The organism is Pyxidicoccus sp. M6, from assembly GCF_055568925.1.
Window position 1 is genome coordinate 852,964 of the sequence record NZ_CM145714.1, and the last position, 12,355, is coordinate 865,318.

Sequence of the window (12,355 nt, forward strand, 5' to 3'; positions counted from 1 at the left end):
GGCGCTCAGCAGAGGAGCGAGTAGTCCGCCGGGCGGACGAGCAGCCGCCACCGGCCACCCTCCTGGAACAACAACCCGGTGACGACCTGGGCCTTCAGCCCCACCCGGACGAGATACAGCTCCTGCCCACCGGCCTGGAGGGTGGCGACCCATTCGGTGCTGGGCTTGCCGTAGTCGTCGACGCTGGTGATGAGGAGCTGCTGCTTCGCGTACAGGAGCGAGGCGGACGGGCAGACGAGACGGGTGAAGGGGGGCTGTCGCTCCTGGCGGCACTGCGCGAGCTCGATGGGAGGTGCGTAGAAGTCCGCGCCGAACTCGCGCTCCTCCAGCACGGCGGCCCCTTGCGTGCGAGGCGTCCACCGGAAGGCCTGTGGAGGCGGATTGTCGGCACTGGCGGGCTGCCGTTCGCCGACGGGCGTCTGGTACTCCTTCGAGGCCCACTGCCCCGCGGTGGGCGCGGGCTCGGGCGAGATGGCGGCCGGAGCGAGCAGCTTCCCCTCGATGCGGCCCGGCAGGGCGGCGAGCCCCTCACCGACGTCCCCGGTGCCGGGCTCCTGCTTGTAGACGCCCACGGCGTGGCACACAGACACCTCACAGAGGTTGACGCAGACGGGCTCGACCTTCTGGAGCCGGGCCGTGGCGAGCCCCTTCTTCCCGACGAGCGTCATCACGCCGAGCCGCGACTTCACGTCCTTCGGCGCCTTCTCGCCGAAGACGACGCGGAACGTGCGGCCGTGCTGGTCCTCCAGGGAATAGGGGGCGGTCCATTGCTCGGAAGCAGAGGCCCCGAGCGAGGCGAGCATGAGTCCGAGCATCAGGGCGTTGCGCATGGCTTCCTCCTGCCGTCTGTCCCCGGATGTTGCAAGGGCTGTTCCCATGCGAGGGAAGGCGCCCCGTGGCTGGAAGGCCACGCGGCCCGTCCGGCCGTGAATGGAGGCCTCGCGCGCAGGGGCGGTCGTGGCCGTGGAGCCGCGTGGCCTGCCCGTGGCCCGCTCGCGCGCCGTGCCGGCCCTTACCCCGCGGCTTCAGGCCGCAATGGGGGCCGGACCCGCGAATGCGCCGATTCCGCCCGAAGCCACGCCCTCCCGCGAGGAACTCCCCGCGCGTAGCAATTGCTCCATGGCGTTTCGGGACGCGGGCCGGACAGGCCAGCGCCCGAAGGGACTTTGGAGGACGGACGCGACATGGACGCAACGAAGGTAGTGGACGTGGTGATTGTGGGTGGCGGCCCGGCGGGCCTGAGCGCGGCGCTGATACTGGGCCGCGCGCGCAAGAAGGTGCTCCTGTGCGACGCGGGTCCGCCCCGCAACGCGGCGGCCGAGCACATCCAGGGCTTCGTCACCCACGACGGCACTCCGCCGAAGGAGTTCCGCCGCATCGGCCGCGAGCAGCTCAAGCCCTACGACGTCGAAGTACGCGACGGAGTGCGCATCACCGGCATCGAGCGCATCGGCCCTCGCTTCCGCGTGCTCATGGACGACGGCAGGGCGGTGGATACGCGGCGCGTGGTGCTCGCCACGGGCATGGTGGACGTGCTGCCGGACGTGCCCGGCTACAAGGAGCTGTGGGGCAAGGCCATCTTCCAGTGTCCCTACTGCCACGGCTGGGAAATCCGTGACGGCGCGTGGGGTGTGCTCGCCACGTCGGAGATGATGCTCGACTTCACCCTGTTCGTGACGGGGTGGACGCGCGACGTGGTGGTCTTCACCGAGGGCGCCTTTCCGGTGTCCGCGGAGAAGCGGGCGCAGCTGGAGCGGGCGGGTGTCCGTCTCGAGGAGCGACGCATCCGCCGTTATGTACCCACGGCGTATGGAGACGCGCTGGAGGCGGTGGAGCTGGAGGACGGCACGCGGGTGCCGCGCGAGTTCATCTTCACCCGGCCGCCGCAGCGGCAGGTGGAGCTCGTGCAGCGGCTGGGGCTCGCGCTGGATGAGATGGGCTTCGTCAAGGTGAACGAGAGCCAGGAGACGTCCGTCCCCGGCATCCACGCGGGTGGTGACCTCACGACGATGATGCAGGGCGCATTGGTGGCCGCATCCCAGGGCGCGATGGCGGCCTACAGGATGACGCACGCCATGAACATGGAAGCCGCGGGCGTCGCTCATGGGTGAAGTGGTTGAGCTGCGCGCGGCGGCTGGCTACGAATGCCGTATGCCCTCCGAGCCGCACCCGACGAAACATGCCCACCCGCCGTCGCGGCGGGAGTTCGAGGAGAAGCGGCTCCCCGTCCTGGTGGAGCGGCTGCAGGTCCGCTCCCCCGTCTCCCGAGGGCCCTCGGCCGTCCACGCGTACGCCGTCGTCATCCTGGTGACGCGAGGCCAGTCCCAGGTGAAGCACGCGGGCCAGTGGATGCTGCGCGCTGGCGACGTGCATCTCATTCCTCCGGGGGACCCGCATCGCATGGGCGTGTCGGACGCGGAGGGCTGGGGACTCGGCTTCCACCCGGAGGTATTGGGAGGGCCGGAAGGGGAGGGGGCCTCGCTGCTCGCGCCCTGGCTGCGGGTGCGCCAGGGCTGTCATCCCGTGCTGCAACCCACGCAGGCACAGCGGCGCCGGTTGCTCCGGTGGATGCGACTGCTGCACGACGAGGTGTCGAGAGCGGAGCGAGGCAGCGACGCGGCAGTGCTGTCATTGCTGCGACTGGTGCTCATCGAGTTGGAGCGTATGTCTTTGCCCGCGGCCGTGCCCGAAGCACCGTCGGTGGGCCTGAGCCGCAAGGTGCTCACGTACATCGAGACCCACTGTGTCGAGCCGCTGTCGCTGGCGAAGGTGGCGAAGGCGGTGGAGCGCTCGCCGGCGCACGTGGCGGGAGTGGTGCGGCAGGAGACGGGCCGCACCGTGGGCGAGTGGATTCTCGAGTGCCGCATGGCCGAGGCCCGACGCCGCCTGCGCGTCACCGACGAGCGCGTGGACATCATCGCCGAGCGCGTGGGCTACGCGGACGTGACGCACTTCATCCGCCAGTTCCGTCGCGTGCACGGTGTGACTCCGGCCGCGTGGAGGCGCCGGGTGATGGCCACAGCGCCCTGATGCACCGCAGCTCGGCGGTGGAGGTCATTTCACACGAACAGCCCCAGCGCATGCAGGTTCGTGGGGGCCAGCGCGGCACGGTGAAGGACGAATCACCGATTCATCGATGCGCTTTCAGGGCTGGACCGCTCGCGGCGCAGTCGTCCCCTGGCGGGCAGGCCGTGCCCCGCTCAACCACAGCGCCACGGCGCTCATGGCGAGGAGCCCTCCGCCGAGCCGGGCCCCGTAACTGCCCGGCCACACGCTGCCCAGCCCCACCAGCGCGGCCATCATGCCGAAGCCGACCAGCGCGCTGCTGTTGCCCAGGTTGTTGAAGGCCGCGAGCCACTCGGGCTCTCCGGCCGCGGCGCGCGTGGTGACATGCTCACGGAAGGCCAGCATGAACAGGGCGAAGGCAACGCCCAGCACCACGCCAGCGCTGAACAGCACCGGCGTGGCCCCGGCAGCCTCCGTCCCCACGAGCGCGCCCGCGAGCGCCATCACCACCGGCGCCACCCGCATCCAGCGAAGCGCGAGCCCCTCGCGAGTGAACAGGCCGACGACCACCGTGCTCACGATGGCGCTCGCGTACACCGTGGCTATCAACGCGCTGCCCATCACGGTGGCATCGGTCCGGCCGTGATGGTCCCGGAGCACGTACACCGCGCTGCTCGCGAGCAGGAAGTACGCGCCATAGATGGCGAGCGCGCTCCCCCACACCGCGCGCCCGCTTCGTGAGAGCGGTCGAGGCGCGTCGGCGGGCCGAGGCTCCCCTCCCACTCTCCCCACCGCCCGGCAGGCGACGAGCGCGAGGGCTCCGAGGACCGCCAGCGCACCTCCGTTCCACCAGGCCGCCCGCTCCGGGGTCGCGCCCGCGCTGGCGGCGCCCAGCCACAACGGCCCGAGCAACATCCCACCGAAGCGCAGGGCACTGCCGAGCTGGTCGTTCCTCGTCCGCGCGGCCCCCGCGAGCGCCGTGGCGCGGCGGTCCAGTTCCTGGGTTACGTAGTTCGCCACGGCCCGCACGCCCACGTGCGCGGCGGTGTACAGCCACACCCCTCGCGCGCCGAGCACCACCGCGCTCAGCGCCAGCATGACCAGCACCAGCAGGCTCCCGACGCGCGCGCCGCTTCCGAGGAAGCCGAAGCGTCTGGAGAGGCGTACCCCCGCGATGGAGGCGACAGTCCCCGCCAGGAGGCAGCCCGCGAGCCACCGCTCCTTCGCCTCGGGCGCGTGAGCCGCGAAGAAGGCCTGGGCGTGTACGTTCACCAGGCCGGAGAGGAGGAACGCGGTGAGCAGCAGCGCCCCGTTGCGGCGCAGCAGCGTCACCACCATCGCACCGCGGAGGCCACGGTCGCCACGGGCACCAGCACCCAGAGCAGCCGGGTGTGCCAGCCGCTCTTCGGAATCGTGAAGCCGTGAATCATCCCGAGCGCCGCCACCGCGAGATAGCCGCCCACCAGCGCGCTGCGCGGCCACTCCGGAAGCCCCGCCACACACGCCGCCACCAGGTAGAAGACCGCCGCTCCGTGGGCCGTGGGCAGACCCTGGAAGCACTCGCGCCCGTCCACCACCAGCGTGCCCGTCTCCATGAAGCGCGCCAGCCGCCACACCCCCGTGAGCGAGTAGGCCACGAGGGCCACCGTCCACACTCCACCGACTCCCATCGCGTGGGCGAGCATCGGCGGGACGAGGCAGAACGACACGGCGTCGGCGAGCGAGTCGAGGAAGCCTCCGAAGGCGCTGACCTGCTTCAGCCTCCGCGCGACCTGGCCATCGAACACGTCGCAGGGAAGGGCCAGGGCGCCACAGATGAACGCGGCTCCGAGCCGGCCCGTCATCGCGAGGTGACACGCCAGCGTGCCGAGCACCACCGACAGGCTGGTGACGAGGCTGGCCGCGTTGAGCTGCTCGAACACGGGGAAGCTCTTCATTCGGGGACGACCTCCGGCGCGGGCGCGTCCACGTGGAAGCGGATGGCCTTGGCAATGGCCGTGGAGAACGGCTCCTGGAAATACGGCAGCCCGCGCCGCTCACAGAAGGCGCGGACGATGGGCGCGGCCCGCCGGAGTTGGTGGCGCGGCAGGTCGGGGAACAGGTGGTGCTCGAGCTGGTTCTCCAGCCCGCCGAAGACGAAGCGCGCCCAGGCGCCGCCCGTGTAGTTGCGGCAGGTGCGAATCTGCAGCTCCGCGAAGGTGAGCGTGCTCGCCTCGGCCTCGGTGAAGGACTCGAGGTCGTAGTGGTTCCCGGCGAAGGCGGTGTTCAGGTACAGCATGCCGATGCAGGTGTGGGCCAGGAAGAGCGGCACCGCCCACGGGCCGAAGAGCAGCGCGAAGCCAGCGATTTGCGACGTGAAGCCGGACACCACCAGGCACAGCTCGGGCAGGAAGCGCTCCCGGTGGTAGCGGTGGCAGTAGAAGCCGTCCCGCAGGCCGAGCAGCAGCAACGACTTGGGCAGGTACCTCCCGCGGAAGCGCGAGAGCAGCAGCAGGTTGGCCGCGGCGCTCCAGAAGCGGGTGAAGCGGCGCTCCGTGTCCCACCGCTCCGACTGGTCTCCGTCGACGCCGCGCACGTTGGGCGCCGCGTGGTGCCGGTCGTGGCCATGGCGCCAGCCCGAGACGAACTCGCCCATGATGCCCGCCGTCAGGGCCGCGAAGACGCGGTTGGCACGGCGCGAGCGGAACGTGCCTCCGTGCGCCGCGTCGTGCATCAGCCAGCCCAGCCGGTAGAACAGCAGGCTCCCGAGCACGAACAGCGGCACCGCGGCCCACGCGGCCACGTGGGTGCTGGTCCAGAACAGCGCCGCCGCGCAGACCAGATGGAGGGGAAGACTCACCACCGAGCGCCACGGCGCGTAGGCGTAGCAGCCCGCGGCGCGCACCTCGCGCTTGAGCTCGGCATAGTCCGTGGAGGCTCTCAGCCGAACCATGCGTGCACCGCCGTGAAGAAGAGAGGCGCCGTGAGGATGAGGCTGTCGCACCGGTCCAGCAGCCCGCCCTGCCCCGGCAGCGCCGTGCCCAGGTCCTTGATGCCGACCTCTCGCTTGAGCCCGGACACCGTCAAATCTCCCAGCAGCCCGAGCCCCGAGAGCGCCGCACCCAGCAGCGCGCCCTGCGCGTGCGTGAAGGGCGTCACCGAGGGAGCCGCCAGTCCCGCCACGAGCGCGGAGATGGCCATTCCGCCGAACAGCCCCTCCCAGGTCTTCTTCGGTGACAGCGTCGGCGCGAGCTTGTGACGCCCGAGCGCCTTCCCACTCACGTACTGCCCCGCGTCGCTCGTCATCACCGAGAGGAGGAGCAGCAGCACGAAGCCCGCCGCCCCCGAGGGGCCGGGCAGCGGCCCGTGGAAGAAGAGCCAGGGCACGTGCCCGAGCGAGAACACCGTCCACACCACCCCGAGCTGCACCCGGGCCGCGCGCGCGATGGGCCGCTCGCCGCCGAGGCGCAGCGACGCGAGCGGCAGGATTCCGAACGTCCAGAACAGCCACAGTCCCGACACGAGGCGAGCATCACCCGTGGCGATGGCTCCGAAGTGCAGCGGCACCGTCACGTACGCGAGGGCGTCGAGGCGTGAGTCCCGCTCCGGGCCCTGCGTGCGCAGGTACTCGCGCAGGGTCCACCCACTGGTCAGCGCGAAGACGCCCAGCGTCGCCCACGCCCCCAGCGCCACGCACAGCCCGCCCGCGAGCGCCGGAGGCCACCAGGAGTTGATGGCCTGCCGGATGGGCTTCGCCTCGGGACGCCTCAGCCGGGGATGCGCGAACGAGACGGCGCTGCAGACGAGGATGAAGCCGTAGATCCGGCCGAGCACCAGGAAGAGCGCTGTCGGCGCGAGGGAAAGGAGCATGGGAGCGCGCAATGTCGACAAGTCGATGGTCGAAATTACGCCCATGCTGGTATTTTACAATATTGACGCCAGGGAAATACTGTGGGTGCGCGCCGCGCCGCGAAGCACCGAGGGGCGCCTGCCCAGATGGCGAATGCCCGGCTGACGCTGAACGCGGCGCCGCTGGCTCACGAGACCTGGGACTACTGAGCGGCCCTGCGGCGGAAAGCTACGCCGCCCGCCCAGGCTTCCTCGCGGCCCACGCAGTGACGAAGTCCGCGAGCCCGCCGAGTTGTCTGTCATTCAGCGTGGCCTGCCACCGCGCCTTGCGCAGCTCTCGGTACGCCACGGGCGCATCCCAGCCGCGCGCCACCATGACGGCCAGGCCCATCAGCGGCCCACGGCCCACGCCGTGCTCGCAGTGCGTGAACAGGTGCCCGCCCTGCTCCAGCCGGGGCAGTGCCCACTCCACCCCGCGCATCAACTGCTCCACCGATGGCGGATAGCGGTCCGTCACCGGCAGGTGCAGCAACTCAATCCCCAGCGCCGCCAGCGCCTGCGCGTCGTCACAGCGCTCCGCGCGCAAATCAATCACCGCGGTGATGCCCAGCGCCTTCAGCTCCGCGTAGCGCGAGCGAGGCACGCCACCACCCACGTGCAGCCAGTCATTCACGCGCGACAGGTTCAGTCCCTGCCCGGGCAGCTTCGTCGTCCACTCCACGCACCGCGCCACCGAGCGCAGCACCTGCTTGCGAACCCAGCCCTTCACGCCCGGCACATGGTGAACGTCGCGCAACAGCGACACGCTCACTGGTCACCCTCGAGCGTCACTTCCATCAGCCCCGCCACCGGCGGCTTCCCCGCGCGCTCCAGCACCGCGCGGTGCAGGTACGTCACCGGCGAGCCCACCACCGGCTTCACCAGCCCGGCCAGCATGCCCAAGTCCTCCACCGGCGCGTTGCGCTGCAACAGCTGCGTGGAGCGCAGCACCATCGCCGCGCCGCCGTCGCTGAACACCTCCACCTTCCACACGCTCCGCTCCTTCGCGCCATCCCGGCTGAGCGTGAAGTACTCCAGAGGGCGCGGCGTGCCGCCCTCTTCCCACTCGTACACGGGGCCGAACTCACCGTCCTGCCCCTCGCGCGCCAGCAGCACCAGTCGCTCACCCCCGCGCAGCGCGCGGAAGCGCACCCAGCGCTTGGCCAGCTTCGCCGGGGCAATGGTGGAGCGCGTGTGGTCCGCGTAGCCGCCACCCGAGTACGTCGCCTCCACGCCCTTGGGACGCTGCACCGTCGCTCGCAGCGGGCTGAACGCCAGCGTCACCTCGTGGCGGTAGCGCGCGCTGCCCACCTCCACGTCCGAGCCCTCGGGGGAGCGCGGCTGCACCGGCGCCTGGTACTCCAGCACCACGCGTCCACCATCCAGCGGCGCGTCCACCCGCGTGAAGCCACCCGCCGAGCGCGCCGTGCACGCCCCCACCTGCAGCGTGCCGCTGGTGGCGTCGTAGCTCCACTCCTTCTCGCCGACCTTCTTCTGCGGCGTCCAGGCCTTCTGGCCGGGCTGCAGCACCGAGGCCCGGCAGATGCCATGCCGCGAGCCCGGGCCCAGGTTCGTTATCGACAGCTGCACCAGCACGAAGGTGCCATCCTCCAGGTCGCCGATGAAGGTGAAGCTCTCCCCGTAGTTGTCGAGGGGGGAGGGCGTCGGCTCCAGCGCCGCGCCCGCCTCGGCCACCGAGGGCCGCGCGAGCACGCCGAGGAGCACTGCCACCATCAGGACCTGGAGAAAGGCTTTACGCAGCATGCGGGCGCTGCTCCATGAGGGCATCCGTCGACGCGTTGTCGTTGAAGACATAATCGCGCTGCAGGGGCAGGTTCCACGCGAAGTAGACCACGCCACGAACAAGCCACCAACCCAACGCGTAAGGCAGTTGCGGATGCAACGTGAACAGCGCTACGCCGCCCGCGTTGAGCAGCGCGCTCGTCCCGCTCACAATCGCGTAGCGCGCCATCTGCCGCGCCACCGCGCCGGTGCTCCTGAAGGTGAACACGCGGTTGAGCGAGTAGTTCACCACCGCGCCCAGCACGGAGCCCACCACCGTGGCCCAGGCGGGCAGCAGGCCCACCCACTCCACCAGCACCAGCACCAGCGCGAAGTCCGCCGCCGTGGCCAGCGCGCCCGCCAGCGCGTTGAGGCCCAGAATCGCCTTCTCCGAGCGCGCCTCCTGCCGCTTCGGCGCCAGCGCCTTCACCAGGTTCCGGAAGCGGGTGATGGCCGTGTAGTTGCTCATGATGGACACGAACACCAGGCCCACCACCGCCAGCCAGTGCATGGGGTGCTTCTCTTCCGGCCAGAAGATGGCCTCCAGAATCGGCGACAGCGCCGTGCCCACGCCCAGGAAGAGCACACGCTCCAGCCGCTGCATCGCGCCGTCACGGACGCTGACGCCCAGGCCCTCGCCCTTGGCGCGCACGTACGGCACCAGCGACGAGCCCAGGAGCGCCAGCAGCGCGGGCAGCAGCACCCACGTGTCCCGGTAGTACCAGGCCAGGCCCATCAGCATCGCCGAGTCGACGTACCGGTCCAGCACCGAGTCCAGCGCCGCGCCGGCCGGGTTGGCCTCCTTGCGCGTGCGGGCGATGCGGCCATCCATGACGTCCAGGATGCCGGCGAAGAGGAACAGCCAGCCGCCCAGCGCGAAGCGGCCCGCCGCCAGCGCCACGCCGGCGGAGATGCCCAGCAGGCCCGACAGCATGGACAGCGCGTTGGCCGGCAGCCCCGAGCGCAACAGCAGCGCCCACAGGGGCTGGATGACCCAGAAGAAGTAGTGCCGGAGGAAGAAGCCCACCAGCACCGTGGAGCCACGCTTCAGCGTCTCCTCGTCGCGAGGGATGCCCTTGAAGGCGCAGCGCACACAGAAGAGCAGCAGCCCTCCGAGGAAGTAGGCACAGGCCAGAATGGCGGGGGCCAGCGCCGTCCAGATGCGTGCCGACGGAGACAGGTTTCCGGTCAGCCAGGCCATCAGGTTCTCAAGCACGGGTGTCTCCTCTGGAAGTCGTCAAAGGCACGGGCACCGGCACCGGGGCCGTGCGGCGTGCGAATACCGCTTCCACCACCAGGAAGGTCGCGAGCGCCACCGTCAGGCCCGCGAGCACGTCCAGGATGTAGTGGTGCGTCAGGTAGATGGCGGAGAAGGCGACGAGCGCGGAGAACAGCACCGCCGGCACGCGCCATGTCCAGCCCTTGTGCCACAGGAACAGCGCCATCATGAACGGGTAGGCCGCATGCAGTGACGGCATGGCCCCGAACACGTTGGTGTTTCGCGAATAGAAGCTGGAGAAGTAGTGGATGCCCAGCAGTGCATCGAAGCGCGCCGTGCCCGCCGGGCTGGGCAGGGCGTGCAGGTCCGCGGGGCCGGGGCCGTACTTCAGGACGTACCAGGGCGGCGCCGCCGGATAGACGAGGTAGATGACCACGCCGATGGCGTTCACCAGCAGGAAGGCCCAGCACACCTTCTGGAAGCGCGCGTCGTCCTTCTTCACGAAGAAGAAGATGGCCACGGCGAAGACTTCGTACAGGTAGGCCGCGTACGCGAAGCCACACAGAAGGTCCAATACAGGACTGAAGCGCGTGGACCACCACTCGGGCCAGTGGGTGCCTCCGGGAGCGGGGAAGAGCTGACGCTCCAACTCCCACAAATCTCCCGTGTGGATGGTGCCACGGACGAACAGCCAGAGCCCCTGGCTGTCCAGCAGCATACCGGTCAGCCATAGCGGGAACCCGCCTGCCAGGAAGCGCCGCGTCCGGGGGCCTGCCCAGGCCACACCCATCAGCAGCACGTCGGCGGCGACGTGGTCCCACCGGATCCGGCCGGTGGCTGCCACCAGCACCACGTGGCCCGTCGCCATGAAGGTGACGAGCCACGTGAGTGGCGTGGCTCTACTTGGCGAGCGGGAGGTCATCCCCGTAGTAGTCGAGTCCGAGGTGGGTGATGGGCTCTTCGCCAGCGACGACGCGCAGCGTGTTCTTCAGCTTGGTGAGCTGGATGAACAGGTCGTGCTCCACCGGGAGGCCCGGCTGCGCCATGGGGCTCTTGAAGTAGAAGGACATCCACTCCTGGATGCCGCGCCACTCCAGCCGCTTCGCCAGGTCCAGGAACAGCGCGATGTCCAGGACGAGCGGCGCCGCGAGGATGGAGTCGCGGCAGAGGAAGTTGACCTTGATCTGCATCGGGTAGCCGAGCCACCCGGTGATGTCGATGTTGTCCCAACCCTCCTTCGCGTCGCCGCGGGGCGGGTAGTAGTGGATGGACACCTTGTGCGAGTACTTCTTGTAGAGGTCCGGGTAGACCTCCGGCTGGAGGATGGTGTCCAGCACGCTCGACTTGGTGACTTCCTTGGCCTTGAAGGCCGCGGGGTCATCGAGCACCTCGCCGTCGCGGTTGCCGAGGATGTTGGTGGAGAACCAGCCATCGAGGCCCAGCATGCGCGCCTTGAGGGCGGGGGCGATGACCGTCTTCATCATCGTCTGGCCGCTCTTGAGGTCACGGCCGGCGACGGGGATGCCCTCCTGCTTCGCGAGCTCCTGCAGTGCGGGCGTGTCCACGCTGGCGTTGGGCGTGGCGTTGGCGAAGGGCACGCCCTCCTTCAGCGCCGCGTAGGTGTAGAGCGCGGTGGGGTTGATGTCCGGGCTGTTCTCGTCGAGCGCCTTCTCGAAGGCGGCCAGCGACTTGAAGGCCTCGGGCAGCGGGCGGAAGGTCTCCACGCTGCTGCACACCACCATGACGGCGCGCTTGGCGTTGAGCTCCTTCTTGAAGTCGCGGATGTCCTGGCGCAGCGCCTCGATGCTCTCGCGGTGCGTCTTGGTGGACTTGGTGTGGTTCGCCTCGATGCGGCGGACGAACTCGGCGTCGTGCACGCCCTTCTTCGGCTTGATGGACTGGAGGAAGGGCTTCACCTGCTCCAGGTGCTTGTCGTTGAGCACGCCGGAGCGCACCGCCACCTGGTACGCGTCCTCGCTGATGATGTCCCACGCGCCGAACGCGATGTCGTTCAGCTCGGCCAGCGGCACCAGCTCGTTGAGCTTCACGGTGCGGCCGTCGGTCCGCTTGCCGAGGCGCGCGGTGCCCATCTGCGTCAGCGAGCCGATGGGGAGGCCCTTGCCCTGACGCGCCAGTTCGACACCGGCCATCAGCGTCGTGGAGACCGCCCCCAGGCCCGGCACCAGAACCGCCAGCTTGCCCTCGGGCTTCGTGACCTTCCTCTTGTTTTCCATCTTGAAGTTCCTTCGAAGGGCGGAAACCGGACCGCCCCGCTAGACGTATTCGAGTCCGCCGTATGCGATGCCTTCGGCACGATACCTATGGGGCATGCGGAAAATCTCGAAAGCGGATGGTTGATACTCTAAAGCGTTGTTGACCGCAACGTCATGTGGTCGGCGCGCTCGTTACCACGCCGAGCGCCCTGTGAATGGATCAGCCCGGGGCTGCCTACAAGGCAGGCCGAACGGGGCTGTCAGAGAA

12 protein-coding genes are annotated in these 12,355 nt (G+C 69.7%); 2 read left to right on the plus strand and 10 right to left on the minus strand.

The window, feature by feature from the left end; translation table 11 throughout:
• Positions 1 to 5 precede the first annotated feature (5 nt).
• Positions 6 to 830: a hypothetical protein gene (locus ACVTJA_RS03625; RefSeq protein WP_465833796.1), complete on the minus strand. Its 825-nt coding sequence runs from the start codon at positions 828 to 830 to the stop codon at positions 6 to 8.
• Between the two features lie 354 nt (positions 831 to 1,184).
• Here ACVTJA_RS03625 and ACVTJA_RS03630 point away from each other — a divergent pair, with 354 nt between their 5' ends.
• Both ACVTJA_RS03630 and ACVTJA_RS03635 read left to right on the plus strand, forming a co-directional pair.
• Positions 1,185 to 2,111, plus strand: coding sequence for an NAD(P)/FAD-dependent oxidoreductase (locus ACVTJA_RS03630; RefSeq protein ID WP_465833798.1), 927 nt, complete (start codon positions 1,185 to 1,187; stop codon positions 2,109 to 2,111).
• Positions 2,112 to 2,151: 40 nt separating this feature from the next.
• On the plus strand, positions 2,152 to 3,030 hold the full coding sequence (locus ACVTJA_RS03635) for a helix-turn-helix domain-containing protein (protein WP_465833800.1): 879 nt from the start codon (positions 2,152 to 2,154) through the stop codon (positions 3,028 to 3,030).
• A 114-nt stretch (positions 3,031 to 3,144) separates the two neighbouring features.
• On the opposite strand, the gene ACVTJA_RS03640 is transcribed toward ACVTJA_RS03635, so the two are convergent.
• The 9 genes from ACVTJA_RS03640 to ACVTJA_RS03680 all read right to left on the minus strand — a co-directional run bounded on the left by ACVTJA_RS03640 (position 3,145) and on the right by ACVTJA_RS03680 (position 12,108).
• On the minus strand, positions 3,145 to 4,344 hold the full coding sequence (locus ACVTJA_RS03640) for a hypothetical protein (protein ID WP_465833801.1): 1,200 nt from the start codon (positions 4,342 to 4,344) through the stop codon (positions 3,145 to 3,147).
• Positions 4,335 to 4,943, minus strand: a complete 609-nt coding sequence (locus ACVTJA_RS03645; RefSeq protein ID WP_465833803.1) for a CDP-alcohol phosphatidyltransferase family protein — start codon at positions 4,941 to 4,943, stop codon at positions 4,335 to 4,337. Before ACVTJA_RS03645 ends, ACVTJA_RS03640 begins: the two co-directional genes overlap by 10 nt.
• Entirely contained in the window at positions 4,940 to 5,938 is a 999-nt protein-coding gene (locus tag ACVTJA_RS03650) for a fatty acid desaturase family protein (protein WP_465833805.1), read from the minus strand. Before ACVTJA_RS03650 ends, ACVTJA_RS03645 begins: the two co-directional genes overlap by 4 nt.
• Positions 5,926 to 6,855, minus strand: coding sequence for a phosphatidate cytidylyltransferase (locus ACVTJA_RS03655; protein WP_465833807.1), 930 nt, complete (start codon positions 6,853 to 6,855; stop codon positions 5,926 to 5,928). Before ACVTJA_RS03655 ends, ACVTJA_RS03650 begins: the two co-directional genes overlap by 13 nt.
• A 208-nt stretch (positions 6,856 to 7,063) precedes the next feature.
• Positions 7,064 to 7,645: a protein-tyrosine phosphatase family protein gene (locus tag ACVTJA_RS03660; RefSeq protein ID WP_465833809.1), complete on the minus strand. Its 582-nt coding sequence runs from the start codon at positions 7,643 to 7,645 to the stop codon at positions 7,064 to 7,066.
• Positions 7,642 to 8,637, minus strand: a complete 996-nt coding sequence (locus ACVTJA_RS03665) for a hypothetical protein (protein ID WP_465833811.1) — start codon at positions 8,635 to 8,637, stop codon at positions 7,642 to 7,644. The genes ACVTJA_RS03660 and ACVTJA_RS03665 overlap by 4 nt, the downstream gene beginning before the upstream one ends.
• Positions 8,627 to 9,871, minus strand: a complete 1,245-nt coding sequence (locus ACVTJA_RS03670) for a GtrA family protein (RefSeq protein WP_465833813.1) — start codon at positions 9,869 to 9,871, stop codon at positions 8,627 to 8,629. The genes ACVTJA_RS03665 and ACVTJA_RS03670 overlap by 11 nt, the downstream gene beginning before the upstream one ends.
• Positions 9,864 to 10,796, minus strand: a complete 933-nt coding sequence (locus tag ACVTJA_RS03675) for a phosphatase PAP2 family protein (protein ID WP_465833814.1) — start codon at positions 10,794 to 10,796, stop codon at positions 9,864 to 9,866. The genes ACVTJA_RS03670 and ACVTJA_RS03675 overlap by 8 nt, the downstream gene beginning before the upstream one ends.
• On the minus strand, positions 10,774 to 12,108 hold the full coding sequence (locus tag ACVTJA_RS03680; protein ID WP_465833816.1) for an inositol-3-phosphate synthase: 1,335 nt from the start codon (positions 12,106 to 12,108) through the stop codon (positions 10,774 to 10,776). The genes ACVTJA_RS03675 and ACVTJA_RS03680 overlap by 23 nt, the downstream gene beginning before the upstream one ends.
• Positions 12,109 to 12,355: the final 247 nt, after the last annotated feature.